Annotated in this window: 26 protein-coding genes; 16 read left to right on the top strand and 10 right to left on the bottom strand. The window is 38.3% G+C overall.

Translation table 11 applies throughout. From position 1 onward, the window contains the following. Positions 1-3 precede the first annotated feature (3 nt). The 3 genes from SJY23_RS07975 to SJY23_RS07965 form a co-directional block, all read right to left on the bottom strand. A complete protein-coding gene (locus SJY23_RS07975) occupies positions 4-528 on the bottom strand; it encodes a DUF4136 domain-containing protein (RefSeq protein ID WP_396595938.1) in 525 nt (174 codons plus the stop codon). Between the two features lie 64 nt (positions 529-592). Beyond that, positions 593-1,591, bottom strand: coding sequence for a GTPase ObgE (obgE, locus tag SJY23_RS07970; RefSeq protein WP_396595937.1), 999 nt, complete (start codon positions 1,589-1,591; stop codon positions 593-595). A 52-nt stretch (positions 1,592-1,643) separates the two neighbouring features. Continuing rightward, positions 1,644-2,759 (bottom strand): adenylate kinase, encoded by a 1,116-nt coding sequence (locus SJY23_RS07965; RefSeq protein WP_081804619.1) that lies wholly within the window; start codon positions 2,757-2,759, stop codon positions 1,644-1,646. Positions 2,760-3,008: 249 nt separating this feature from the next. On the opposite strand from SJY23_RS07965, the gene purK reads away from it, so the two are divergent. The 3 genes from purK to SJY23_RS07950 all read left to right on the top strand — a co-directional run bounded on the left by purK (position 3,009) and on the right by SJY23_RS07950 (position 6,945). Further along, a complete protein-coding gene (gene purK, locus SJY23_RS07960) occupies positions 3,009-4,172 on the top strand; it encodes a 5-(carboxyamino)imidazole ribonucleotide synthase (RefSeq protein WP_396595936.1) in 1,164 nt (387 codons plus the stop codon). Positions 4,173-4,182: 10 nt separating this feature from the next. Further along, entirely contained in the window at positions 4,183-4,665 is a 483-nt protein-coding gene (gene purE, locus SJY23_RS07955; RefSeq protein WP_035337860.1) for a 5-(carboxyamino)imidazole ribonucleotide mutase, read from the top strand. 252 nt (positions 4,666-4,917) lie between these two features. Beyond that, on the top strand, positions 4,918-6,945 hold the full coding sequence (locus tag SJY23_RS07950) for a M3 family metallopeptidase (RefSeq protein ID WP_396595935.1): 2,028 nt from the start codon (positions 4,918-4,920) through the stop codon (positions 6,943-6,945). Between the two features lie 34 nt (positions 6,946-6,979). Here SJY23_RS07950 and SJY23_RS07945 read toward each other — a convergent pair whose 3' ends face one another. Then, positions 6,980-8,206, bottom strand: a complete 1,227-nt coding sequence (locus tag SJY23_RS07945; RefSeq protein WP_396595934.1) for a glycosyltransferase family 4 protein — start codon at positions 8,204-8,206, stop codon at positions 6,980-6,982. Positions 8,207-8,297: 91 nt separating this feature from the next. Here SJY23_RS07945 and SJY23_RS07940 point away from each other — a divergent pair, with 91 nt between their 5' ends. The 6 genes from SJY23_RS07940 to SJY23_RS07915 all read left to right on the top strand — a co-directional run bounded on the left by SJY23_RS07940 (position 8,298) and on the right by SJY23_RS07915 (position 11,563). Further along, positions 8,298-8,801 (top strand): GbsR/MarR family transcriptional regulator, encoded by a 504-nt coding sequence (locus SJY23_RS07940; RefSeq protein ID WP_396595933.1) that lies wholly within the window; start codon positions 8,298-8,300, stop codon positions 8,799-8,801. A gap of 457 nt (positions 8,802-9,258) precedes the next feature. Then, positions 9,259-9,984, top strand: a complete 726-nt coding sequence (locus SJY23_RS07935; protein WP_396595932.1) for a TIGR01777 family oxidoreductase — start codon at positions 9,259-9,261, stop codon at positions 9,982-9,984. Next, complete coding sequence (locus SJY23_RS07930; protein WP_396595931.1) at positions 9,956-10,171, top strand: DUF1731 domain-containing protein; 216 nt, start codon at positions 9,956-9,958, stop codon at positions 10,169-10,171. Before SJY23_RS07935 ends, SJY23_RS07930 begins: the two co-directional genes overlap by 29 nt. Beyond that, positions 10,168-10,614 (top strand): cell division protein, encoded by a 447-nt coding sequence (locus SJY23_RS07925; RefSeq protein ID WP_396595930.1) that lies wholly within the window; start codon positions 10,168-10,170, stop codon positions 10,612-10,614. The genes SJY23_RS07930 and SJY23_RS07925 overlap by 4 nt, the downstream gene beginning before the upstream one ends. A gap of 118 nt (positions 10,615-10,732) precedes the next feature. Beyond that, entirely contained in the window at positions 10,733-11,284 is a 552-nt protein-coding gene (locus SJY23_RS07920; RefSeq protein ID WP_035334470.1) for a sigma-70 family RNA polymerase sigma factor, read from the top strand. 27 nt (positions 11,285-11,311) lie between these two features. Further along, on the top strand, positions 11,312-11,563 hold the full coding sequence (locus SJY23_RS07915; RefSeq protein WP_035334471.1) for a hypothetical protein: 252 nt from the start codon (positions 11,312-11,314) through the stop codon (positions 11,561-11,563). Here the strand turns inward: SJY23_RS07915 and SJY23_RS07910 are convergent. Beyond that, positions 11,544-12,398, bottom strand: a complete 855-nt coding sequence (locus tag SJY23_RS07910) for a hypothetical protein (protein ID WP_396595929.1) — start codon at positions 12,396-12,398, stop codon at positions 11,544-11,546. The genes SJY23_RS07915 and SJY23_RS07910 overlap by 20 nt on opposite strands. A gap of 130 nt (positions 12,399-12,528) precedes the next feature. On the opposite strand from SJY23_RS07910, the gene gcvP reads away from it, so the two are divergent. From gcvP to SJY23_RS07875, 7 genes are all read left to right on the top strand, one after another. After that, positions 12,529-15,378 (top strand): aminomethyl-transferring glycine dehydrogenase, encoded by a 2,850-nt coding sequence (gene gcvP, locus SJY23_RS07905; protein WP_396595928.1) that lies wholly within the window; start codon positions 12,529-12,531, stop codon positions 15,376-15,378. A 265-nt stretch (positions 15,379-15,643) separates the two neighbouring features. After that, a complete protein-coding gene (locus SJY23_RS07900; RefSeq protein WP_396595927.1) occupies positions 15,644-16,702 on the top strand; it encodes a 3-oxoacyl-ACP synthase III family protein in 1,059 nt (352 codons plus the stop codon). A gap of 56 nt (positions 16,703-16,758) precedes the next feature. After that, positions 16,759-17,286: a methyltransferase gene (locus tag SJY23_RS07895; protein WP_396595926.1), complete on the top strand. Its 528-nt coding sequence runs from the start codon at positions 16,759-16,761 to the stop codon at positions 17,284-17,286. Continuing rightward, positions 17,286-18,137 carry a glycosyltransferase family 2 protein gene (locus tag SJY23_RS07890; protein ID WP_396595925.1) on the top strand — a complete coding sequence of 284 codons (852 nt, stop codon included), beginning with the start codon at positions 17,286-17,288 and terminating at the stop codon, positions 18,135-18,137. The genes SJY23_RS07895 and SJY23_RS07890 overlap by 1 nt, the downstream gene beginning before the upstream one ends. 65 nt (positions 18,138-18,202) lie before the next feature. Then, the gene (locus SJY23_RS07885; RefSeq protein ID WP_035334476.1) at positions 18,203-19,297 is read left to right on the top strand and encodes an alkaline phosphatase; all 1,095 of its coding nucleotides are present in this window, start codon (positions 18,203-18,205) and stop codon (positions 19,295-19,297) included. Positions 19,298-19,367: 70 nt separating this feature from the next. Further along, positions 19,368-20,105, top strand: coding sequence for an ABC transporter permease (locus SJY23_RS07880; RefSeq protein ID WP_035334477.1), 738 nt, complete (start codon positions 19,368-19,370; stop codon positions 20,103-20,105). Then, positions 20,106-20,864 carry an ABC transporter ATP-binding protein gene (locus SJY23_RS07875; protein WP_035334478.1) on the top strand — a complete coding sequence of 253 codons (759 nt, stop codon included), beginning with the start codon at positions 20,106-20,108 and terminating at the stop codon, positions 20,862-20,864. Between the two features lie 89 nt (positions 20,865-20,953). Here SJY23_RS07875 and SJY23_RS07870 read toward each other — a convergent pair whose 3' ends face one another. The 5 genes from SJY23_RS07870 to SJY23_RS07850 are packed head-to-tail and all read right to left on the bottom strand — an operon-like array spanning position 20,954 to position 25,842. Then, complete coding sequence (locus tag SJY23_RS07870) at positions 20,954-22,444, bottom strand: DUF389 domain-containing protein (RefSeq protein ID WP_396595924.1); 1,491 nt, start codon at positions 22,442-22,444, stop codon at positions 20,954-20,956. Beyond that, positions 22,444-23,529 (bottom strand): mannose-1-phosphate guanylyltransferase, encoded by a 1,086-nt coding sequence (locus SJY23_RS07865; RefSeq protein ID WP_396595923.1) that lies wholly within the window; start codon positions 23,527-23,529, stop codon positions 22,444-22,446. The genes SJY23_RS07870 and SJY23_RS07865 overlap by 1 nt, the downstream gene beginning before the upstream one ends. A 5-nt stretch (positions 23,530-23,534) precedes the next feature. Further along, positions 23,535-24,131 (bottom strand): SprT-like domain-containing protein, encoded by a 597-nt coding sequence (locus tag SJY23_RS07860; RefSeq protein WP_396595922.1) that lies wholly within the window; start codon positions 24,129-24,131, stop codon positions 23,535-23,537. 35 nt (positions 24,132-24,166) lie between these two features. After that, positions 24,167-24,847 (bottom strand): SDR family NAD(P)-dependent oxidoreductase, encoded by a 681-nt coding sequence (locus tag SJY23_RS07855; RefSeq protein ID WP_396595921.1) that lies wholly within the window; start codon positions 24,845-24,847, stop codon positions 24,167-24,169. After that, a complete protein-coding gene (locus SJY23_RS07850; RefSeq protein WP_396595920.1) occupies positions 24,847-25,842 on the bottom strand; it encodes a M28 family peptidase in 996 nt (331 codons plus the stop codon). Before SJY23_RS07850 ends, SJY23_RS07855 begins: the two co-directional genes overlap by 1 nt. Positions 25,843-25,888 lie beyond the last annotated feature (46 nt).

The following is a 25,888-nucleotide window of genomic DNA, read 5'->3' as shown; positions in this document are numbered from 1 at the left end:
GATTTACTTCTGAGGTGGATATTTACTTAAAATCTTTTCGGCCAGCTTCTTAAAATGAGCTTCCTTTTTTTCGGGAGATGCTTTTACCTTTACATCACTCTCGCTCGTTGCCTCCCATAAGGTAGCTTGCGTATTTTGAGCTTCATAAATGGTAAAAATAAGCTGTAAGTGCCTTTCGGCTCCTCCTATAGGAATCCCACCACTTACGCCAACTCCCACATTTCCTCCACCTCCACCAAGACCTACGCCAATGGTGTTTCTAGAGTTAGTCTCAAATTCGTCAGTTTTTATTTTGATGAAAATATCATTTTCTAGCGTTTTTACAAAACCTCGAGACTGCAATATGCTATCTGTATATTTTACGAATCTACGCTCGTCAAACTCTGATAAGCCCGATGGCTCAGAGAAGTCGTAATCGTAATTTTTATAACCAGCAATATCTTTCTTAGTATCGTAATCATAATCTACATATATCGTCCTACAGCTAGTGAGTATTAACGAGACGATAAGACATAAAAAAATCCGCATATCCTTTGTTTTGTATAAAGATAACAAAGGATTATGCAGATTGTTGTATTTAAACAGTTCTTAACTACTCATTCATCATTTTCCACAATGCATCTTTAAGCTCTACAAGACCTTGTTGTGCAACAGAAGAGATAAATAAGTATGGAATTGGAAGTTCTCTATCAAGCTCCTCAGAGACTTCTGCTTTAAGTTCTTCATCGAGCATGTCGCTTTTTGTGATTGCGATGAGTCTGCTTTTATCAAGTAATTCTGGATTGTACTTTTGAAGCTCGTTGAGAAGTACCTCATACTGCTCTGCAATACTATCTGCATCTGCAGGAATCATAAACAGCAGTGTAGAGTTACGTTCTATGTGACGTAAGAAACGATGTCCTAACCCTCTACCCTCTGCAGCTCCTTCTATAATACCAGGAATATCTGCCATTACAAAAGATCTAAAATCCCTGTAAGCCACAATACCTAAGTTAGGCTTAAGTGTAGTAAATTCATAGTTGGCAATTTTAGGCTTTGCCGCTGTGATTGCCGCGAGCAATGTAGATTTTCCTACATTAGGAAACCCTACAAGACCTACATCTGCAAGCACTTTAAGTTCTAAAGTAAGGTGTACTTCATAACCGTCTATTCCTGGCTGTGAGTGCCTAGGAGTCTGATTAGTACTACTTTTAAAGTGCCAGTTACCACGACCTCCCATACCACCTCTAGCGGCAATAAACTCTTGACCGTCCTCAGTGATTTCAAAAAGCACCTTATCAGTTTCCGTGTCTTTAATAGTTGTTCCTAGTGGCACCTCGATATACTCATCTACTCCGTCATGACCCGTAGATCTTGATTTTGCACCATTACCTCCGTGACCGGCACGCAGGTGTTTCTTAAATTTTAAGTGTATGAGTGTCCACAGGTTAGTATTTCCTTTGATAATGATATGACCTCCACGACCACCATCACCACCATCTGGGCCACCCTTCTCAATAAACTTCTCACGGTGTAAATGCGCAGACCCAGAACCTCCATTTCCTGAGGTTGTGTGAATCTTAACGTAGTCTACAAAATTTCCTTCTGTCATCTTTCGGCTAGCCTTTAATTTCTTTAATAATATATAAGTACACTAGTACTTTTTATAAGGTGTCAATCACCTTACTTAATCTGTCTGTAATCTCACTTACTGTACCCACGCCATCAACTCCGTGATACTTGTTTTGCTTCTCGTAGTATCCTTTTAAGATAGCAGTTTCTGCGTAGTATACTTTAATACGGTTGCGTATCACTGCCTCATCTGCATCATCTGCACGCCCAGAAGTCTTACCTCTTTCTAGTAAACGTTGTACTAGCACCTCATCATCCACCTCTAAAGCAACCATTCCAGAAACCTCAGTATTCTTACTTTCTAGTAATTCTGCTAGTGCTTCTGCCTGTGCCTCTGTACGAGGAAAACCATCAAAAATAAATCCTTTAGCATCGGCATTTTTCTCCACCTCTGCATTAAGCATTTTTATAGTTACGCTATCTGGAACAAGCTGTCCTTTATCAATGTATGATTTTGCTAAGGTCCCTAGCTCTGTAGCATTTTTAATGTTGTATCTAAAAACATCTCCAGTACTTATATGTACTAGATTATACTTTTCTTTTAAAACTTCGGCTTGTGTTCCTTTACCGGCACCTGGAGGGCCAAATAAAACCAGATTAGTCATTGTAGATTCTTTAAGTTTATAAATGGATGTAAGATTACGTCCTAGACCATTATAGTCTAGACCATATCCTACTACAAAATCATTAGGTACTTCTAGCCCTATATAATCTATTTTATAAGGCTTTTTATAAGCCGCTGGCTTATAAAGTAAGGATGCTATCGTAAAAGAAGCAACCTCTTCGTCTTTAAGTATTTTTATAATGGTTTCAACAGTGTTTCCAGAGTCTACTATATCTTCTACCACAATCACATCGCGTCCTTTAAGTGATGGCTCTGCTCCCATTACGGTATGAATTTCATCACTTTGTTGCGTTCCTTCATAGCTAGCCACCTTTATAAAGCTCAATTCACAATCATGATCAAACTTTTTAATAAGCTCTGAGCTAAATAGAAATGCACCGTTAAGCACTGTAAGAAAGACAGGGCATTTACCCTTGTAATCTTCATTAAGACGCACAGCTACACCATTTACGGCATGTTGCACATTTGTTTTTGTAATAAATTCCTCAAACGAGAGGTCGTGTAGTGTGATGGTATTTTTCATAATAACAAAGGGCAAAGATACCAAGAGGAAATGACAATTTGCTCAAACCCAAAACCCAAATATCAAAAGGAGTTTTTTAAACCACTTCTCAAACTCCATCCTAAGGAAATTTGTACTTTTGAAAACAGTAATTAGATGCTATAAAAAATCGAGCTTTAGTGGTTAGTCTGCTGTGTTTGATCAAAGAAATAACTTTTAATTAGATCTCATAGGTCTGCACATAAAACCCCTTGAAAGGGATTTAATATTATGACAAACTACTTTTCTTCACAGTTTAAACTTGGAATTTTAGGCGGTGGCCAGCTCGGCAAGATGATGCTTTATGACACTAGAAAATATGATATCCAGACATATGTGCTTGACCCTAGTGATGATGCTCCTAGCAAGATTGCTTGTGATCATTTTGAGCAAGGAAGTCTGATGGATTACGACACGGTAGTCGCTTTTGGCAAAAAAGTAGATGTACTTACCTTTGAGATAGAAAGTGTAAATATCGATGCCCTTGAAGCACTAGAAAGAGAAGGGGTAAAGGTGTTTCCGCAGCCATCTGTGTTGCGCAACATACAAGACAAAGGGATACAGAAAGACTTTTATGCACAACATGATATTCCAACAGCGGGGTATACAAAGTACGCTTTCGCGAAAGCGGTAAAAGAAAACTTAAACACAGCATCAAGTGATATCGAGTTTCCATTTATCTGGAAATCATGCACGGGAGGATATGATGGAAAAGGAGTCTCTGTTGTAAGAACCGCCGAAGACTTAGACCACCTACCTCAAGTACCCTGCATCGCCGAAAAAATGATCCCATTTAAAAATGAGCTTGCAGTAATTGTAGCTCGTAGTGTATCTGGCGAAGTAAAGACATACCCTGTGGTAGAAATGGAATTTCACCCAGAAGCAAACCAAGTGGAGTATGTAATTTGCCCCGCTCGTATAGATGAGAATGTTGCAAATAAAGCTCGCGCAATAGCAGAGCAGGTTTCAAAAGCATTTGGCCATGTAGGTCTGCTTGCTGTTGAGATGTTTCAAACAGAAGATGATGAGATTCTTGTAAATGAAGTGGCTCCTAGACCACACAATAGTGGTCATTATAGTATAGAGGGAAGTTTTACAAATCAGTTTGAGCAACATCTTAGAGCTATTTTAGACTTACCGTTAGGAAACACAGATAGTAAAGTAGCATCTGTAATGGTAAATCTAGTAGGTGATGAAGGACATACAGGCACAGTAAAATATAAGAACATAGAACAAATTATGGCAATGGATGGTGTAACACCACACATTTATGGCAAGAAGGAAACAAGGCCTTTCCGTAAGATGGGACATGTTACCATTGTAGACCACGATCTTGTAAAGGCAAGACAAGTAGCTCAAGAGGTTAAAGAAAACATACGTGTAATTGCACAATAAAAAATTAGATATTATGAAAGTAGGAATCATAATGGGAAGCACTAGCGACCTGCCAGTAATGCAAGAAGCTATAGACTTCTTAAAAGAAATGAATATTGATACAGAAGTAGATATTGTGAGCGCACACCGCACACCAGAGAAGCTTTTTGATTATGGTAAAAATGCCCATACTCGCGGTATTAATGTGATTATAGCTGGGGCTGGAGGTGCTGCACACTTACCTGGAATGGTAGCTTCATTATCACCACTACCAGTAATAGGTGTTCCTGTAAAATCTCGTAACTCTATAGATGGATGGGATTCTGTCCTTTCCATATTACAAATGCCAGGAGGTGTACCTGTTGCAACTGTCGCGCTAGACGGAGCAAAAAATGCAGGTATTCTTGCTGCTCAGATTCTAGGGGCTAGAGATGGCGCAGTACAAGATAAAATAATAGCTTATAAAGAAGGGCTTAAGCAGAAGGTTATAGAAGGTGCAAAAAGCATTACATAGAAAAGACCACCTAAAAGGTGGTCTCTAACAATGCAGTATACTGGGAAATGATGACGTATTTATTAACCATTCTAAATATTAACCAAACCTTTTCTACACATTGATGGGGGAAATATCGTTTTAAACTAAAGTGAAAGTACTCTAGTTTTTTTCTATGTAAACAAACTTAAAAAATTCATTCTATTTATCGACAACATCACTACTTTTTTCGATAAAGTACATGTTTTCAAAAAATTACAAAATTAAAAGTCCATGTCGCTTACAAACAATCCGCTATTACAAGATTTTGATGAAGCTCCTTTTTCTTCAATTAAAGACGAGCATTTTAAGCCCGCCTTTGAAGAAGCAATACATTTAAGTCGTAAAGAAATAAACGATATCGCTACCAGCGACGAGCCTGCTACTTTTACAAATACCATCGCAGCCTTAGACTACGCAGGACAGCAACTAGATCGTATTTCAAGTATCTTTTTTAACTTAAATAGCGCCGAAACCTCTGAAGCTATTCAGAAAATAGCACAAGAAGTTTCTCCACTGCTTACAGCTTTTAGCAATGACATTACTCTTAACGAGCAGTTATTTGCTAGAATTCAAGATATATACGCTCAAAAGGACAGTTTAGACCTTACCGTAGAAGAAAAAACACTTCTCGATAAAAAATACAAGAGTTTCTCTCGAAATGGAGCCAACTTACCAGAGGATAAAAAATCCCGCTTACGCGAAATTGATACTGCGCTAGCACAATTAAAACTGAGTTTTGGCGAAAACATTCTAGCCGAAACAAACAGCTACGAGCTACATATCACCGATGAAAAAGATCTGGCAGGAATACCTGATAGTGCAAAAGAAGCATTTGCTGCCGAAGCTACTTCTAGAGAAAAGGAGGGTTGGATAGTAACACTTGATTACCCTAGCTACATTCCGTTTATGAAGTATGCAGATAATCGTGAGCTACGTAAGCAGCTATCACTTGCATTTGGGAGTAGAGCATTTAAAAACAACGAGCACGATAATCAAAAGAACACGCTGGAGATTGCAAATCTACGTCATGAGCGTGCACAGTTACTTGGGTATGCTACACACGCACATTTTGTACTAGAAGAGCGCATGGCAAAAACGCCAGAAAAAGTAATAAACTTTTTAAACGAATTGCTAGATAAAGCAAAACCTGCTGCCCAGAAAGAATTTGAACAACTAGAAAAATTTGCAAAAGAGCTTGATAACATCGACCGCTTAGAAAAGTGGGATGGTTCGTATTATTCTGAGAAGCTTAAGAAAAAACTTTTTAGCCTAGATGACGAGCAACTCAAACCTTATTTCAAGTTAGAAAATGTAATTGACGGAGTTTTTGAAATTGCGACACGATTGTTTGGACTTCAGTTTGAACAAGTATATGACGTAGATGTTTACCACAAAGAGGTGAAAACCTATCGTGTGACAGATGCAGATGGGAACTATGTTTCTTTATTTTATGCAGATTTCCACCCACGTAAAGGAAAACGTGGTGGAGCGTGGATGACTTCTTTTAAAGGTCAGAAAATAGAAAATGGTGTAAATGATCGCCCGCATATATCTAATGTATGCAACTTCACTCCTTCTACACCTAGCAAACCGTCATTACTCACATTTAATGAAGTGACTACGCTCTTTCACGAGTTTGGACACGGGCTACACGGTATGCTAGCAAATACTACCTACCCTAGCCTATCAGGGACTTCTGTGTACTGGGATTTTGTAGAGTTACCTAGCCAAGTGCTAGAGAACTGGTGTTATGAGAAAGAAGCTTTAGAGCTTTTTGCAACACATTATGAGACCGGTGAAGTAATCCCAATGGAATTAGTTCAAAAAATAAAAGATGCCGCTACCTTCCAAGAAGGAATGGCAACACTGCGCCAACTGAGCTTTGGCTTATTAGACATGTCATGGCATGGTGAAGATCCGAGTGGGATTAAGGATGTAAAAGCATTTGAAACAAAAGCGTTTGGAGATACTTCTTTATATCCTGACACTCCAGAGACGTGTATGAGTACAGCATTTGCACACATCTTTCAAGGAGGGTATTCTTCTGGATATTACAGCTACAAATGGGCAGAAGTACTAGATGCAGATGCGTTTGAATACTTTAAAGAAGAAGGGATTTTTAACAAAGATGTGGCAGCTAAGTTTAAGGATCACGTACTCTCAAAAGGAGGAACAGAGGACCCTATGATATTGTATAAACGTTTCCGTGGTCAAGAGCCTAAACCAGAAGCATTATTACGACGTGCAGGACTCATTTAAGTTCAAACATTAATCAGATTACAAAAGGAGCTCATTATATGGGCTCCTTTTTATTTTTCTCCTCAATCCACTTAGACATAAATTTGGTACTACGCATCGAGTGATGCAATAACATCTGCCCTGTAAAATTATTGAGTCGGCTGGTTTCTAGATTAGCCTTAAGAGTATTGATTCTTGTTATGAAACCTTCTTCAAAATTTACTTTTTGAAAATTTTTATTGATGATTTCTTTTCCTTGCTCCTGAGCTTTGCTCCAAACCAGCTCATCATTGTATAAGGTAATCGCCTCTCTTGCAAAAGTCGCATCATCGTCAGTTATGGCTCCACTCCACGGCAAACCTTGTTGCATTCCTTCTGCTCCTATTGTTGTGGTCACAGATGGGGTTCCACACCGCATCGCATCGATAAACTTTCCTTTTAAACCTGCCCCAAAACGTAGCGGAGCAAGTAATACACGTGCATTTAATATCACTTCATGCGCATCTTCTGCTCTTCCTTTTACAATAAATCCATCCTTCCTATTATGAAGTTGCATCACTTTTTCTGACGGATAAGCTCCATAGATATGTAACTCTGCAGCAGGAATTACTTTCCTAATTAATGGCCAGATATTCTTTTTGAGCGCTAGCGTAGCATCCCAGTTAGGGAGATGTATAAAATTACCTATCGCTATAAAATGTTGCCGCTCATTAAAAGGCTTAAAATTGGCTGGGGCTTTTGGTAACAAAAAAGGTACGTAATGTAAGAGTGAGCTAGGTACTTTAAAAAAGTCTTGCAATAATGCAATCTCTACTTGAGAAATCATTAATGTGAGATCACATCTATATATGGACGCTATTTCTCTTTTGGCAACATCAGACACAAGATCTTGTTCCCTGAAATCTCTATCCTCTTTTACTGCTTGCTGGCGTGCTTTTCTCAGGCAATGTAAATCTTCGGTGTCTAGTATTTTAATGGCTTCTGGACATTGTTCTGCGATGCGCCATCCAAATTGCTCTTCGGCCATAAATCGGTCAAAAAGGACGATATTGGGCTGGTACGCTTTCGCGAAAGCATTAAAAGATTCATCATTTACACGTATCTTTTGGGTAGTGATACCGAGCGTTTCTAGATCAAAAGCATTTTCTGAAACTCCCGCCGTGCTAGCATAAGTAATCTTCCAGCCCTTTGCTATCATTATATCTAATAGCTGCAACATCCTACTTCCCGCTGCCGAAGAGGTAGGCTCAACCCATACTGTAGAGATCACTAATACGTTCATAAAATCAAAAATACAGATAAGAATATTGCTTTGATTAAAAATATTCTTTCATTTATTATTGAAACTACAATAACATTCGTATATTTGATGTATGGAATTTAGTCAAGCAAAAAATAAGTTTATACAAACGTGGGGAGCCTTAGGATCTCAATGGGGAATTAATAAAACCATGGCGCAAATCCATGCACTATTGATGGTGTCACCAGAAGCACTTAGCATGGAAGATATCATGAGTGAGCTTCATATCTCACGCGGTAATGCGAGCATGAATTTACGTTCATTAATAGACTGGGGCATTATTTTTAAAGAATACAAAGCAGGAGAACGAAGAGAATACTTTGTAGCCGAAAGTAATATAGACGAGCTGGCAAGGAAGATTGCAAAGGAACGCAGCAAGCGAGAAATCAAACCAACGCTGAGAGTTTTAGAGGAAGTAAGCAATCTACAAGATACCGATTCTAAGGAAGCGGCTCACTTCAAAGCAAAAACAGCCGAGCTTCATGAGTTTGTCTCTAGAGCCGACAGCATGCTTGAAAAAATCACCGATTATAAAGAGAACTGGATTACTAAGACCATCTTAAAACTGATGAAGTAATACTTCTCAAACTCTACATAACAAGCACTGAAACATGTGCTTTTTATTGAATTAAATGTTTCATTCTTTTCTGAAAGTATAATATTATGGAAACCATCTACAAGATTAACAAAGTCATTGTAATCATTAACTTAATTCTAGCGTTAACCATATACTTTGGTATGCTGTTTTTACCTATTACTGGGATAGTACAAATAGCTTCTTTTGTTTACTTCTTATGCCATTGGAAAAACATCAATCCTAGATTAAAAAATCATTTTATTGGTTACGGGATATCAGTAGTAATTACACTATCTATCTTAAGTTGTATTAACTTTTTCAAATCTTCGAGTTTCTTTATTTGGATGCCTATGATTAGTGGAATTTGCCTTGCTATTTACTTTCTACTTCTTTCTAAATGGCAAATGGAGTATACATACACTCATCACAAACCTCAAAAATTTAATACTACATCATCATGAAAAAATTAATTATATCAGGTGGGAGAGGCTTTTTAGGGTCGCTCTTAACTGATTATTTCGGAAATAGCTTTGGTGAGATTGTTTTGCTTTCGCGAAAGCAAAAACCACAGCATAACAACGTGCGAACAGTATTATGGGACGCAAAAACATTCTCTGGCTGGGAGCGAGAATTTGAAGATGCAGATGTAGTTATTAATATGGCTGGACGCTCTGTAGACTGTCGTTATAATCAAAAAAACAAAGACCTCATCATGAACTCGCGTGTAGATACTACCACGATTATAGGCAAGGCAATTGCACAATGCAAAAATCCTCCTTCCACCTGGCTCAATTCATCTACAGCGACTATATATCGTCACTCGCTAGATAAGGAAATGACCGAACGCACTGGAGAAATAGGCACTGGATTTTCTGTAAGCGTGGCAAAAGCATGGGAAGATGCATTGTTCTCAAGCACGACGCCGCAAACGCGTAAGATTGCGTTGCGCACATCTATCGTGCTGGGCAAAAATGGCGGAGCCTTGCAACCAATTAAAAAAATCACCCAACTAGGACTAGGAGGAAAACAAGGTGATGGGAAGCAAAAATTCAGTTGGATTCATGAAGAAGACTTTTTACGTAGTCTTGACTTTCTAATCAATCATTCCCATATAAAAGGACCAATTAATATAGTGGCACCAAAGCCAACGACAAATGCACATCTTATGTCCATTGATGCGTGATACTCTTAGAATACCTTTTGGCATCCCTTCTCCTAAACCAGCGCTAGAAGTGGGCGCCTTTGTTATAAGAACAGAAACCGAATTATTACTTAAAAGCCGAAATGTAATCCCAGAACGATTACTAGAAGAGGGTTTTACATTTAAGCACGACCAACTAGACAAGGCTTTAAAAGATTTATTAATATGACCACTATACGCCTCACAACTAAAATAAATGCCTCTATAAAGAATGTCTTTGATAGATCACGTGATATTAATTTTCACAAAAAATCTGCGTCACAAACGCAAGAAAAGGTAATAGGTGGCATAACATCTGGACTTATAAATAAGGGGGAAACTGTTACTTGGCAAGGCAAACACTTAGGATTACGGCTTACTCATCAGAGTCTCATCACTGAACTTGAGTCGCCTAGTTATTTTGTGGATGAAATGGTAAAGGGCAATTTCAAAAACTTTAAACATGAACATTACTTTAAAGAAATGGGCAACACAACAGTAATGACAGATGTACTTTCATATAAAGTTCCTTTTAGCTTCATAGGAGAAATTTTTGACTACTTATTCATAAAAAGACACCTTACTCACTTTTTGCAAATACGTAATCAGGCTATAAAAAATAGTTTTTCCTGAATAAATTGAGTGACAAAAACATCTATTCCTACATAAGATCTCATCCCTTGATTATTCTAAAAATCAATATGCTAATCAGTTTTATGTTATTTTTGAAAAAATATACGACAGATTACTTATGTCCACTAACCAAATAGACCCCACAAAATGGGTAGACCAGTACTCGGACTACCTATTTAATTATACCATCGCCCGCGTGAATGATCGCGACATGGCAAGAGACTTAATTTCTGAGACTTTTCTCGCAGGTCTTAAGTCAATGAAAAACTTTAAAGGAGAAGCTACAGAACGCACGTGGCTCATTTCCATTTTAAAGCGTAAAATCATTGATCACTACCGCAAGACAAACTCTAAGAAAGGAAAGGCAGAAGTACATATTAACTATAAAGATGACGAAAGCGAGGGCGACTGGCTAGAAGAGCGCGTTGCAGACCCCTTTGACAAAACTGCAGAGGATAGTATAGAAAATGAAGAACTAGGCGAGGCTATTTTTAACTGCTTAGGTAAATTACCAGAAAAGCAAGCTCGCATTTTTAAGATGAAAACAATAGACGACTTTGATACTGAAGCAATTTGTAATGAATTTGATATTACTCCGTCTAACTTTTGGGTAATTATCCACAGAGCCCGTACAGCCATGGCAAGTTGTATGGAGAAAAATTGGCTATAAGTATCTAAAAAAATAAAAGTAAAAAAAATGAAATTTAAAACTGAATGTCAAGAGGCTAACCACATCTGCGACAAGAACCAGTATAAAGAAGCTTCCTTGCTAGAAAAGATAAAACTAAGCTTTCATCTTATCTACTGTAGAGCTTGTAGAAAATATTCTGCACGTAATGGAAAACTTAGTAAAGCTATAAAAAATCCATCGGTAGAAACAGTTTCTATGTCTGAAAAAGAACTCATGAAGCAACGCCTTCAAGAGCAACTTAAGCAAGTAAATAATTAAATAACAACGATAGACCTAACCAAAGTAGTGGGATTCCCTCTACCCAAAAGGATGTAAAATAACTCTTAGCTGAAGTACGCTTTCGCGAAAGCATAATGCAAACCACTACCACTACAACAATTATTGAGTGTGTAATTAACATCAGCATAGATAAGTCGTCCTTTAAGAAGTCTAGAATTAAAAATAAGAAAAGCCAAATCACACCAATGATTTTGGCTTTTTTTATGCCTACTACTTGAGGTAATGTACGTAAAGAGGCGAGGTCATAACTCGTATCTCTTATCTCAAATGGAATCATGAGAGCGATTACAAAAAGAAAGCGTTGTACACAAACAATCCACACATCCCAATACATCGAGAGACCTTGCTCTAGGACTGGTAATAACACCGTCACTCCTGCCCATACAAGACCTATGATGTAGATTTTCACACCAGAGATGCTTCTCAAATTCCCCTTATTATTATCTGTGCTTGTTGCTGGGAGAAAAAATGGAACTGCATACAGTAGCGTGATTAACCCCAAAATACCACAAGCCACCCACACTTCTAGTGGCAAAGAAAAAGCAGTGATCATCATACCAACCCCACAAAAAACAGAAAAAACTTGTATCGATTTTAATGATTTTGCTAGACTTCGATGGTGTAAACCAGCTATTTCGGCATATTTAACAAAATTATAGCCAGTCACTGTGCTAAAAAACAAAAATGCGAGCAACTCGTAATTAACGTTTATGTCTAAAGATAAGCAAGTCACCCACCCTAATGCAACTACGGCTAAGCTCACGTGGATACTACTGTTTATATAAAAGTCAAAAACACGTTTAAACAACTGCATTAGACAAAAATACTACAACTGTTAATAAGGTTGCATTTCGGTTGAAAACATTAGCTCGCTATGAGGCAAATAAGTCGTAAAAATCGATTTCGTTGCCTTATTTTTGTTCCACCTAAAAATATTCAATACGATGAATACAGATTCGTTTGCATTACGCCATATAGGCCCGCGTAGAAGTGATCTTAACGAGATGCTTAAAACCGTAGGCGCTGAAACTATTGAGCAACTCATTTTTGAGACCATTCCTGATAACATTAGACTTGAGAACAACCTTACGCTAGACCCTGCGCTAAGCGAGCATGAGTTTGCTGCACATATCACAGCACTGTCTAATAAAAACAAAGTTTTTAGATCTTTTATAGGTCTAGGATACAACCAAGCGATTACACCAGCGGTAATACAGCGTAATATTCTAGAAAATCCGGGATGGTATACGGCTTACACGCCTTACCAAGCAGAGATTGCTCAAGGACGACTAGAAGCATTACTTAACTACCAGACCATGATCACAGATCTCACAGGTATGGAACTTGCAAATGCATCTTTACTTGACGAGTCTACCGCAGCTGCAGAAGCAATGGCATTGCTATTTTCTGTACGTAGTCGTGATCAGAAAAAGGCAGACGTAAATAAATTCTTTGTATCTGAAGAGATTTTACCTCAAACGCTTTCTTTATTACAAACTCGTGCAACACCAATAGGTGTAGAACTAGTAGTAGGAGATCATGAGGAATTTAATTTTTCTAATGAGTTCTTTGGAGCCATCTTACAATATCCAGGTGTATCTGGTAAAGTATTTGACTATGCAGGTTTTGTAGCAAATGCAAATGCAGCAGATATTAAAGTAGCTGTAGCAGCAGATATATTGAGCCTGGTAAAACTGCGCGCTCCAGGAGAATTTGGAGTAGACGTTGTAGTAGGTACTACACAACGCTTTGGTATTCCATTAGGTTACGGAGGTCCTCACGCGGCATATTTTGCCACTAAGGAAGCATATAAAAGAAGCATACCAGGTCGTATCATTGGAGTAACAAAAGACACTGATGGTAAGCGTGCCCTACGTATGGCGCTTCAAACACGTGAGCAACACATCAAGCGTGATAAGGCAACTTCAAACATCTGTACTGCACAGGTATTACTTGCTGTGATGGCGGGAATGTACGGGGTATATCACGGTCCAGAAGGATTAAAAAATATTGCAAATAAAGTGCACAACACTGCAGCTACGGTAGCAGATGCACTTGAACAACTAGGATTGTATCAAACTAACGAGAGTTATTTTGACACTATCCAAATAAAAGCAGATGCTTCCAAAGTAGCTGCCGTAGCGCAAGAAATGGAAATCAACTTCCATTACCCAGACGCAGAGACTGTAGCAATCTCTATACATGAAGCTACCACCTTACAAGATGTAAATGATATCGTTTCCGCTTTCGCGAAAGCGTACTCAAAAGAAACTATCGTTGTATCTGAAATTGCCGAAGGAAACGCGATTCCTGCAAGTGTAGCTCGTGAGACTTCATTCTTACAGCTTCCAGTTTTTAACAGCTATCATTCTGAAACAGAATTGATGCGTTACATCAAAAAATTAGAGCGTAAAGATTTATCATTAAATCACTCAATGATATCTCTAGGTTCTTGTACGATGAAGCTTAATGCAGCGTCTGAGATGTTACCACTTTCTGATCCGCAGTGGGGGAATATGCACCCATTTGCACCATTAGATCAGGCAGAAGGATACCAGACTATGCTTAAAAAACTTGAAGATCAACTTACGGAGATCACTGGTTTTGCAGGTACATCACTACAACCTAACTCTGGCGCCCAAGGAGAATATGCTGGACTTATGGTAATACGTGCATACCACGAATCTCGCGGAGATAGCCACAGAAATATCTGCCTTATACCATCTTCTGCACACGGAACAAATCCTGCAAGTGCGGTAATGGCTGGTATGAAAGTAGTAGTTACAAAAGCACTAGAAAACGGAAACATCGATGTAGATGATTTACGTGAAAAAGCAGAAAAGCATAAAGACAATCTCGCTGCACTTATGATCACATACCCATCTACGCATGGAGTATATGAAAGTGCTGTAAAAGAAATCACATCACTCATACATGAGCATGGTGGTCAAGTATATATGGATGGTGCAAACATGAATGCACAAGTTGCCCTTACAAACCCAGGAGCAATTGGTGCAGATGTATGTCACTTAAACTTACACAAAACGTTTGCTATTCCTCACGGAGGTGGTGGCCCAGGAGTAGGACCTATATGTGTTGCAAAACAACTAGTTCCTTTCTTACCTACTAACCCAGTAGTTACTACTGGCGGTGAGCAGGCGATTACAGCAATAAGCGCAGCTCCATGGGGATCTGCACTTGCATGTCTTATATCTTACGCATACATCACTATGCTAGGTGAGCCAGGATTGCGTCACTCTACAGAGTATGCCATTCTTAATGCAAACTACATCAAAGAGCGTCTTGACGGCGCTTATCAATGTTTATATGTAGGAGAACGCGGTCGTGCTGCACATGAGATGATTATAGACTGTCGTCCATTTAAAGCTCATGGAATCGAGGTTACAGATATCGCAAAGCGTCTTATGGATTATGGTTTCCACGCTCCTACGGTTTCTTTCCCAGTAGCAGGAACTATGATGATAGAACCTACAGAGAGTGAAAGCAAAGAGGAACTAGATCGTTTTTGTGAAGCGATGCTTTCTATCAGAAAGGAAATAGACACAGCAAGTTCTGATGAGCCTAACCACATCATGAAGAATGCTCCGCATACCCTAGCAATGCTTACCGCAGACACTTGGGAGTTCACATATTCTCGAGAGCAAGCAGCTTACCCACTAAGCTACGTTGCAGAAAACAAATTCTGGCCTACTGTGCGTCGTGTAGATGACGCTTATGGTGATCGTAATTTAATATGTACTTGTGCTCCTATTGAGGAATACATGGAAGCATAAATGCACAATAATTGAAACATCTATTATTTTGATAAAAAATCGTCAAAATTGAGATGATCTCACTAAGTAAAGGTCAAAATCTAGTATTTTGACCTTTGCTATTTTATACATACATCAAGATTAATTTAATAACGGTAAAGTTCTCGCCGATAAGTAGCCAAAATCAGCTAATTATTATGGATTTCACAAAATAAGTAGGAACAGTAATCATCTCGGGCATTCCCATTCTGTTTCATTAACTTTACCTCCTTTCAAAATACCCTATATGGCAATTAAAATAACAGGTCTAGGCAGCTACATCCCAGAAGTCGTTACAAAAAATGACAATTTTCAAAAACATCAATTTTTGAACATGGACGGCTCTGCCATTACATCTGAAAATGGTATTATCATAGAGAAATTTAAAGCGATTACTGGCATTTCAGAACGACGTTATGCACCTGCTGGCATGCAATCCTCAGATATGGGAACGCAAGCAGCACTAAACGCTATTAAAGACTCAGGAGTAGATTCTGAAACATTAGACTACATTATATGCGCTCACAATTATGGTGACGTGCAAAAAGGATCAAACTTTAGCGATATTGTACCTAGTCTTGCATCACGTATTAAACACAACTTACGTATTCAAAACCCTAAGTGCGTTGCATATGATATTCTCTTTGGATGTCCAGGCTGGATAGAGGGTGTAATTCAAGCACAAGCTTATATCAAGGCAGGAATGGCCAAGAAATGTCTTGTAATTGGTACTGAGATGCTTTCTCGCGTGGTAGATGATCACGACAGAGACAGTATGATTTATAGTGATGGTGCTGGAGCATCTATCATTGAGCAAGATGATAGTGACACTGGCATATTATCTTTTGAGACAGCTACATTCACTTATGATGAGGCATATTTTCTTTTTAACGGATCTTCTTATAACACCGAAGCAGAACAGCAAACTAAGTACATAAAAATGTATGGTCGCAAGATTTATAACTTTGCGCTTACACAAGTACCTCAAGCCATGAAAACATGCCTTGAGAATAGTGGCTGTACAATAGCAGACATTAAGAAAATATTTATTCATCAAGCAAACGAAAAGATGGATGAGGCAATCGTAAGTCGTTTTTATAAACTTCACGACTTAGAAATGCCTGAGCATATCATGCCTATGAGCATAAATACATTAGGTAATAGCTCTGTTGCGACGGTTCCTACAGTATTTGACTTAGTGCGTCAAGGAGCTCTAGAAAATCACGAAATCAACAAAGGTGATGTCGTTATTTTTGCAAGTGTAGGTGCTGGAATGAACATCAACGCCATGGTATATCGCTACTAATAAAAGAAGCAACAAGGCTCTTTTCAAGTGTTACTAACTGTAAATCTTTATTAAACGTGTACGAAAACACTTTTCCAAACAAACGGTACAAGCACACCATCGACTTTCTCAAGGAAGTAATTCCTAATACAAATGAGCATATTCTTGATCTTGGTGTACGTAATCCATTTGTTGAATTTATGGAACGTGAAGGATACACTGTACAAAATACGTCGGGAGAAGATCTGGATATAGACACGGGTGCTGTACAAGAGTCAGACGCTTCGGTGATAACTGCTTTTGAGATTTTTGAACACCTACTCGCCCCCTTCAATGTCTTGCGTGATATAAAAGCAGATAAAATTGTAGCCAGTATACCCTTAAAATTATGGTTCTCCCCTGCCTATCGTTCTAAAACAGATATGTGGGACAGACATTATCATGAGTTTGAAGATTGGCAATTTGACTGGCTTTTTGAAAAAGCGGGCTGGGAAATTAAGAAACGTGAGAAGTTTACAAATCCCGTTAAAAAAATAGGCATAAGGCCACTACTTAGAATGATTACTCCCCGCTATTACTTGATTTACGCCGAACGCAAATCATAATGAATTTCTACATCGTCATACCTTGTCACAATGAGGCCGAGTTTATAAAACAAACACTAGACTCTTTAGTTGCACAAACATTGCCCCCCAAAAAGGTAGTTGTGGTCAATGATCAAAGTACAGATGATAGTGAGCAGATAATTTCCGCTTTCGCGAAAGCGCACTCTTTCATAGAACTGCTCAATACAACCAGCAGCGATATACATCTACCTGGCAGTAAAGTAATACAAGCCGTTCAAAAAGGTATAAACACGCTTGATGAAGACTATGATATCTTTTGCAAATTTGATGCAGATCTTATTTTTCCTGTAAATTACCTAGAGACCATTGCCCAAGAATTTGAAAAAAATCCTCGTATCGGAATGGTTGGCGGATTTTGTTATGTTGAAAAAAATGGAGATTGGGTCCTTGAAAACCTAACTAACAAAGACCATATACGTGGTGCACTTAAAGCGTATAGAAAAGAATGTTTTAAAGAAATAGGCGGTCTGAAACCAGCAATGGGATGGGACACCATCGATGAGCTTCTTGCAAAATATTATAACTGGCAGGTTATCACAAACGACACCCTGCATGTAAAACACCTGAAACCAACAGGCAATACCTACAACAAAGCAGCACAATTCAAACAAGGAGAAGCATTCTATGGAATGAGATACGGCTTTTGGCTCACTTTGATAGCCTCAATCAAGCTAGCAAATCGTAAAGGAAACCTGCTTTTAACTAATGATTATTTGCTTGGATATTTTCGCGCAAAGCGATCTAAAAAAAATCATCTTGTAAGTGCACAAGAAGGCACATTTATAAGAAACTTACGATGGAAAGGAATAAGATCTAAGCTTGGTATCTAATTCTTAACCTAATCTTTAAAATTGTCACTGAGACATTAATTACTTTTGCTTAAATTTTTACTACAATGAATATACAGTCTATATCAAAATATCTATCGCTATGTGTAATAGGTATGACCATATCTTGTGCATCTGTAAGCAGTACCGCACAAAATAAAAAACCTAAGAACATTATACTTATGATAGCAGATGGTACTGGTTTGAGCCAGATTTCTGCTAGTCAATATTACAACACGCAGCCGTCAAATTATGATCGTTTTAAAACGATAGGACTCATTAAAACTTCTTCGGCTAGTGATTTGATTACAGACTCGGCTAGTGGAGCTACGGCTTTTTCTACAGGTTTAAAAACTTATAATGGAGCTATTGGAGTTAATACAGACACCATCGCTGCACCAACTATTCTTGAAGATCTGGAAAAAAGAGGTTTTGCTACAGGTGTTATAGCAACTTCAACCATCACTCATGCAACCCCTGCAAGTTTCTATGCTCATCAAAAGTTTAGAAAGATGGAGTTAGAAATTGCCGAAGACATCGTCAACTCTGGCGTTGACTTTTTTGCTGGTGGAGGACGCAAATATTTTGAAAATAGAGAAGATGGAAATAATCTCGTAGCAACACTTGAATCTAAGGGGTACGAAATGTATTTAGACAGACTAGATCCAGCGTTATCAATGAAAAAAGATAAAAATTATGGTTTCTTACTAGCAGACAGTGGAATGCCTAAATTTTTAGATGGTCGCGGTTCTTTTTTATATGATGCTACTCAACTTGGCATCAAGAAACTTTCTCAAAACAAGAAAGGTTTTTTCTTAATGGTAGAAGGTTCTCAAGTAGATTGGGGCGGACATAATAACGACAGCGAGTATTTAATAAGCGAACTAATAGACTTTGACACGGTGATAGGTCAAGTGCTTGATTATGCTGAGAAAGATGGCAACACACTCGTTATTGTAACTGCAGATCATGAGACGGGCGGATTTACACTAGCATCAAAAGCGGGAGATTATAACACGATAGAACCATCATTTTCTACAGGTGGGCACAGTGCTACGATGGTGCCAGTTTTTGCTTATGGTCCTGGTGCTTCTGAGTTCATGGGAATCTATGAGAATACTGCTATTCATACCAAAATGAAAAAATTACTCAAACAGCAGTAGTCATAAACCTATCTTAAATACTATTTTAACAATCGTATTAATACCTACATTAGCCACTTAAACACAGTCAATGTCATACCTACACTCTATAGGTGAGTATTTCTTAATGATAAAAAACACCTTTGTAAAACCTACAAAGGGTAGAGTGTTGCGTGATCTTATTTTTAAGGAAATTGACGATTTGATTATAGGCTCTCTTGGTATTGTTGCATTTATCTCCTTTTTTGTAGGAGCCGTTGTTGCTATACAAACAGCGCTTAACCTTACCAATCCGTTATTACCAAAATCACTCATTGGGTTTGCAGCAAGACAATCCATAATACTAGAGTTTGCTCCTACTTTTGTGTCAGTAATTATGGCTGGAAAAGTAGGATCTTTTATCACTTCTAGTATAGGTACAATGCGCGTGACAGAACAGATAGATGCTCTAGAAGTTATGGGTATCAACTCCTTAAACTACCTCATCTTCCCGAAGATTGTAGCAATGTGCATCTACCCATTCTTAATCGCAATAGGAATGTTTTTAGGAGTCATAGGCGCATATACGGCAGCTGTTTATGGAGGTTTTGCACCTAGTAATGACTTTTTATCAGGACTTCAACAAGATTTTATTCCTTTTCAGCTTTTCTACGCATTTTTTAAGACGTTCTTATTTGCATTTTTACTAGCTACTATTCCCGCATACCATGGATACTACATGCGTGGCGGCGCTTTAGAAGTAGGTAAAGCAAGTACAACTTCGTTTGTATGGACCAGTGTTGCTATTATTCTCGTAAACTTTATAGTCACTCAATTATTATTAAGCTAGATGATAGAAGTAAAAGAAATACGAAAGTCATTTGGTGACAACGAAGTTTTAAAAGGCTTCTCAACCAAGTTTGAATCTGGTAAGACTAACCTTATCATAGGTACTTCTGGATCTGGTAAAACGGTATTCTTAAAAACTATGCTAGGCCTTTTTAAGCCCGACAGTGGACAAATAATTTATGACGGTAATCCATACTCACAACTTGACGATGAGCATCAACGAGAGCTTAGAGAGCAAATAGGGATGGTTTTTCAAGGTAGCGCCTTGTTTGACTCAATGACTGTGGAAGAGAACATCGCTTTCCCGCTCAAGATGTTTACAAAGATGAAAAAGAAAGAACGCATAGAAAGAGCAAATGTGGTCATCAACCGCGTTAATCTAGAAAATGCAAACCACAAGCTACCTTCAGAAATATCTGGAGGAATGCAAAAGCGTGTCGCTATCGCAAGAAGTATCGTAAACAATCCAAAATATCTTTTTTGTGATGAGCCTAACTCTGGGTTAGATCCTAATACTGCTACCGTAATTGATAATCTCATTAGAGAGATTACCATTGAGCAAAATATCACAACCATCATCAACACTCATGATATGAATTCTGTGATGGAAATAGGAGATCATATTGTATACCTTCAGAAAGGACACTTAGCCTGGGAAGGAACTAAAGATGAAATTTTTAAAACAGATAATGAGGACGTAACCAACTTTGTGTATTCCTCAAATCTTTTTAAAATGGTACGAGAAGCACAAAACTCTTAGAAGTTACGCTTTCGCGAAAACGTACTTATTACCTTAAGCAATATCAATAGCCGGTTAACAGTCTCTCTCACATACTGAAATAAAGTATGTTATTTTTTACTCCACACATTACCATTTACAACTACAGTATCAAGACTAAAACGCTCTTTCATCCATTGTCCGAGCTTCTGTTGTTGTTTATCTCTAACGCTTTGCGATAAGCTATCTGCCCACTCTACTCGCACTACCGTTAAGGTATCAATCCCTCCAGAAAAGTCTGTAGTAATCTCTGTAGCGTAACCAAATCGCTTAAGACCATCATAATTAATCTTTGCCTCATTGCGCATAGAAGCAAATGGCAGTGCTGTGCCTCTGAGCTGTGTGACCTCATTCTCTAAAAGACGTATTTGCTCATCCTTAGAACTCATTGCTTCTTGATTTTTTACATATAGATCCTCAAGAATACCAGAACGAACCTCAGTACTTAATCTTGCTGCCAGCTCACCACTTTGATCTGCCCCTTGATGCACAACTAAAGTACAATTCTCGCAGTCTTCGGTCTTTTTAAACTCATCCTCCCATTGAGCAATAAGGTTTTGAGGTACTAACTTCCCTATGAGATAAATATCAATGCGGCGCTTCTCGGCATCATCGGTTTCTTTTACAATTTCTGCTCCTTCGTATTTAATTGTATTTGTAACAAAGGCCTTTGCTTTAGTTATAAAAATTTGCTGATTAAGCAGTCTTAAAAACGTCCATACACTTGGCACTAAAACGAGTATAGCAATAAGCGTTGCCATACGTGTAGTACGCTTTCTATTTTTCTGGTTTGCATATTTAACCAGCGGAAACTTAAGAAGTTTTGATACTGTAAACGTCGCTAGCGCTATAAACACAGCGTTAATGGAGAAAAGATATAATGCTCCTAACGCCCAGTAAAGTCCTTCGCTATTTCCTATTATAGATTGAGAAAGTCCATACCCTACTGTACATAAAGGCGGCATTAAGGCAGTAGCAATAGCAACACCAAATATTACACTCGCTATGGTTCCAGACTTGGTCTTTGCAACAATAAGTGCAAGACCACCAAAAATCGCAATAAATACATCAAGAATAGTAGGCCAAGTACGCGCCATCAATTCTGGCGTTACTTCTTTAACCGGTGATAAACTAAAATATAAGGTAGCTGTAAGCACACTTAGCACTATCATCACTGCAAGGTTTACAAATGATCGCTTCATCATGATAGCGTCATTTATAGCTATAGAAAGACCTATACCAACTATAGGCCCCATAAGCGGGCTTATAAGCATGGCACCTATTACTACAGCGGCACTACTTACATTGAGCCCAATACTCGCAACAAAAATGGAAAAAATGAGAATCCACGCGTTATGCCCCTTAAAAGGTATGTCTTTACGAATAGCCTCTACCGTGGTAGATCTATCTGTATCTTCTCTTATATCAAGAAGGTCACTTAAGAACTCTTTTATGCTTTGCCAGAGACCCTTTGCCTCATCTCTCATATCCTCGTTAGGATCAATATTGAGTTCGCTGGGCTTTGGATCTGGATTTGCCCCTATATTATCTTTGTTTTCCACTATCCTAAGTTATTACCAAATTTAGATTGCACCTCATTGCGTATTTCTTTAATGTCTTGTTCTTTACTTTTAGGCACAATAACGAGAACATCTTCTTTTTCGACGATAATATAATCTTTAAGTCCGTCTACTACTACCACTTTATTACTTGCAGTTCTAATGATATTTCCTGAGGTATTTGTTGTGATGATACGCGCATTTACAACTGCATCCTTTCCAGAATCTCCCTCCATTTTATCATAGAGAGATCCCCAAGTACCTAGATCATTCCAATCAAAAGTTGCTGGAACCACTTTTACATTTTGATGCTTCTCCATCACTCCAAAATCGATACTTATATTTTCTGCTTTTGGATATGCCTCATTTATAAAATCCTGCTCTTCTGGCAGATTGTACACCTCATTACCCTCGTTAAGTAAATTGTACATCTCTGGTAAGAAAGATTTAAAACTGTTTACAACCGTTTTTACGCTCCATATAAACATTCCTGCGTTCCAGAGATATTCTCCACTGGCAACAAATTCCTTAGCAGTAGGATAGTCCGGTTTTTCTGTAAAACGTTTTACCGCTTTCGCGAAAGCGTTATCACTTTTATCATAGTTTATATAACCATATCCAGTATTAGGAAAGCTAGGCTGTATACCTAATGTTACAATGGTCTCTTCTTGTTGTGCTGCATCAAAAGCTTTCTGAAGATCTTCAACAAAGGCATCTTCATCTTCTATCCACGCATCACTAGGGGCGACGACCATCACGGCATCTGGGTTTTCTTTCTCCACCTTTAATGCAGAAAGAAGAATACACGGTGCTGTGTTGCGCATAGCTGGCTCAAGTACGATGTTTTTTTGTTTGATAGAAGGCAATTGCTCTTTTACAAGATCATTATAATCTGTATTAGTTAGTATGAGAATTTGGTCTTCTGGAACAATCTTAGCTAGACGATTAAATGTCTTTTGCAACAAGGTTTCCCCAGTGCCTAGCATATCATGAAACTGCTTTGGAAATGATTGTGTGCTCACTGGCCAGAACCTTGAACCTACTCCTCCTGCCATTAACAATGCGTAATAATTCTTAGTGTTCTCCATACTATTTAATCTATGATTTCTACCTCGGCGTTAGGCTGAAATAGATATGTTCTACCTGTACTTATCTCTATACATTCATAACGTTTTACACGCTTTCTGCCTTTTTTAAATATTTTCCCATTATAAATCTTGAATGTAGATCCCGTGGGCAACTCAAATATATAATTTTTATTACTAGGTGGGTCATAGTTCTTTAGCGCTACAGAAAGATGAGCATCTGTATCACTACTCGCTCTAGGATTTTTAAAATGTCGCGCTAAATAAGGTAATAAATCTACTGGAAATATTTCTGGTCTTATAAAAGGTAACATCAGGTATTGAAAAGTATGTTTCCATTCTTTACCATGAGGCTTGATTGCTCTACCATATTTTTTAAAAGCAACTAGATGCGCTATTTCATGAACTAAAGTGACTAAAAACCTGTATTTATTGAGACTTACGTTTACTGTGATTTGGTGCTGCCCATCTGCAAGTATTCTATAATCCCCGTGTCTTGTTACTCGTTCATTTACAATCTTGAGATAAACAGCATGCTCTTTTATCAAAGCAAAGACAGGAGCAGCCGCTCTTTCTGGAATATATTTTTTGAGGACTTCTACCACGTAAATTACAAATCGTTTTAAAGATCACTTACCACTTACGGTGTACTAGCAGAAACCTGCAATACTTTACCGTTATAGAACTGATTTCCTGTTAAGGCAAAATTAGACAGATAATCTGCCATTTGCATAGCCGTTAAGGGCGCCTCATAGCCAGGAAATGCTTCTTCTAACATTTCTGTCTGCACGGCACCTAGAGCCAGTACATTAAATGTTATGCCCTGTTCCTTATATTCTTCGGCTAAGAGTTCGCTCCATGTAATAACCGCTCCTTTACTTGAGCTATATGCAGCTAGACCCGGAAACTTCATGCTTCCTTGGATTCCGCCCATACTAGACACCGTTACTACATGTGCACCAGCTGTCATATATGGAAGTACCGTACGCGTTAACTCGGCAACGCCAAACACGTTTACTTTGTACACCATTTCAAAATCTGCAACGGTAGTCTCTGCAAATGGCTTATTAAGTAAAGCACCCGCATTATTTATGAGCACATCTACTCCTTCCCAATCACTTTCAATAAAATCTATGACTTTTTGAAAATGTGATTGGTCTGTAATATCAAATGGAAAAGCAGTGAGATTCTGTAAATTTAAATCTGCACAAGGAGTATGCTTTCGCGAAAGCGCAAGTACTTGGTGCCCTTCTTTTGCAAACTTCTTTGCAAGCTCAAAACCTATCCCTCTACTCGTACCTGTAATTATGATTCTTTTCATTAGTTCATTTTAATCTCTTTGTTAGGGCTATTTGCCATTCCCGTGATCCCTGGGATTAACTTTTTAATAAGTCCTTCCATAAAGTCGATATCCATTTTATCTGCTTCATCACCTACGCCATGATAGTGATCATAATTTGTAAAGTCAAATGAAGAAATAGTATGTGCAGGAATATTAAAATCTAAAAAGAAAGGATAGTTATCACTACGCTTGAAAAGATTAAATTCTTTTGCCTTTGGAAGAAAACCAACAACCTTTTCTCCTGCATATTGATTGAATTTTTCTGCAAAGTTAGATTTTTCATAACCTGAGGCATATAACGAGTGATCTTTACCCACCATAGGCACTCCTACCATCTCAATACTGATCATCGTGTATAAATCAATACCCGCAGCCTTGAGCCTGCTAGATAAGTCTTTTGACCCCAACAAACCTTTTTCCTCGGCAGAATAAAGAGTAAATATAATGGTACGTTTATTACTTTTTGCTTTAGTAAAATGATCTGTAAGCGCAAGTACCGTAGTGGTACCAGCAGCATTATCGTTTGCTCCGTTTGCTATGGTATCATCACCAACAGCTTTTGCAGTACCAATATGATCATAATGTGCGCCTATGATAATTACCTCATCTTTGAGCTCCGGATCATTTCCTTCCAGCACGCCTACAATATTAAATGCCTCAACACCATTTGCGTCAAACGGATCACGATAATTCTCAAAATAAGGTTTTATTCCAGCGTCTTTAAAGCGAGCTTCTATAAACTGTGCCGCCATCTCAATTCCTTTACTTCCCGTATCACGACCTTGAAGCTCATCTGAAGCTAGAAACTCCATCGTGCTTTTTACAGACTTCATTTTTTTGATGTCTGGCATAACCATCGTTACTTGGCTCGCTGGTGCAGTACTCACGTTTTCTCCCTTTACACCTACTAAAGGAGCGGGTGACCCACAGCCCACTAAAACAAGGGCTCCTACTAATACTAAGATATTTTTCATAAAGCTAAAGATAAAAAAACCCACGCAGTTGCGTGGGTTTATCATT

The organism is Dokdonia sp. R86516, from assembly GCF_044596715.1.
Taxonomy (GTDB): domain Bacteria; phylum Bacteroidota; class Bacteroidia; order Flavobacteriales; family Flavobacteriaceae; genus Dokdonia.
Note: the sequence above shows the minus strand (reverse complement) of the source record. Positions and strands in the feature narration are given on the sequence as shown.

Coding starts and splice junctions, on each gene's coding strand:
- SJY23_RS07935 (WP_396595932.1), top strand. CDS start 9,259: ATGAAAAAATTAATTATATCAGGTGGGAGAGGCTTTTTAGGGTCGCTC.
- SJY23_RS07880 (WP_035334477.1), top strand. CDS start 19,368: ATGTCATACCTACACTCTATAGGTGAGTATTTCTTAATGATAAAAAAC.
- SJY23_RS07900 (WP_396595927.1), top strand. CDS start 15,644: ATGGCAATTAAAATAACAGGTCTAGGCAGCTACATCCCAGAAGTCGTT.
- SJY23_RS07850 (WP_396595920.1), bottom strand. CDS start 25,842: ATGAAAAATATCTTAGTATTAGTAGGAGCCCTTGTTTTAGTGGGCTGT.
- SJY23_RS07945 (WP_396595934.1), bottom strand. CDS start 8,206: ATGAACGTATTAGTGATCTCTACAGTATGGGTTGAGCCTACCTCTTCG.
- SJY23_RS07965 (WP_081804619.1), bottom strand. CDS start 2,759: ATGAAAAATACCATCACACTACACGACCTCTCGTTTGAGGAATTTATT.
- SJY23_RS07865 (WP_396595923.1), bottom strand. CDS start 23,529: ATGGAGAACACTAAGAATTATTACGCATTGTTAATGGCAGGAGGAGTA.
- SJY23_RS07910 (WP_396595929.1), bottom strand. CDS start 12,398: ATGCAGTTGTTTAAACGTGTTTTTGACTTTTATATAAACAGTAGTATC.
- SJY23_RS07875 (WP_035334478.1), top strand. CDS start 20,106: ATGATAGAAGTAAAAGAAATACGAAAGTCATTTGGTGACAACGAAGTT.
- SJY23_RS07885 (WP_035334476.1), top strand. CDS start 18,203: ATGAATATACAGTCTATATCAAAATATCTATCGCTATGTGTAATAGGT.
- obgE (WP_396595937.1), bottom strand. CDS start 1,591: ATGACAGAAGGAAATTTTGTAGACTACGTTAAGATTCACACAACCTCA.
- SJY23_RS07855 (WP_396595921.1), bottom strand. CDS start 24,847: ATGAAAAGAATCATAATTACAGGTACGAGTAGAGGGATAGGTTTTGAG.
- SJY23_RS07925 (WP_396595930.1), top strand. CDS start 10,168: ATGACCACTATACGCCTCACAACTAAAATAAATGCCTCTATAAAGAAT.
- SJY23_RS07940 (WP_396595933.1), top strand. CDS start 8,298: ATGGAATTTAGTCAAGCAAAAAATAAGTTTATACAAACGTGGGGAGCC.
- SJY23_RS07950 (WP_396595935.1), top strand. CDS start 4,918: ATGTCGCTTACAAACAATCCGCTATTACAAGATTTTGATGAAGCTCCT.
- SJY23_RS07920 (WP_035334470.1), top strand. CDS start 10,733: ATGTCCACTAACCAAATAGACCCCACAAAATGGGTAGACCAGTACTCG.
- purK (WP_396595936.1), top strand. CDS start 3,009: ATGACAAACTACTTTTCTTCACAGTTTAAACTTGGAATTTTAGGCGGT.
- SJY23_RS07915 (WP_035334471.1), top strand. CDS start 11,312: ATGAAATTTAAAACTGAATGTCAAGAGGCTAACCACATCTGCGACAAG.
- SJY23_RS07975 (WP_396595938.1), bottom strand. CDS start 528: ATGCGGATTTTTTTATGTCTTATCGTCTCGTTAATACTCACTAGCTGT.
- gcvP (WP_396595928.1), top strand. CDS start 12,529: ATGAATACAGATTCGTTTGCATTACGCCATATAGGCCCGCGTAGAAGT.
- SJY23_RS07930 (WP_396595931.1), top strand. CDS start 9,956: ATGCACATCTTATGTCCATTGATGCGTGATACTCTTAGAATACCTTTT.
- SJY23_RS07890 (WP_396595925.1), top strand. CDS start 17,286: ATGAATTTCTACATCGTCATACCTTGTCACAATGAGGCCGAGTTTATA.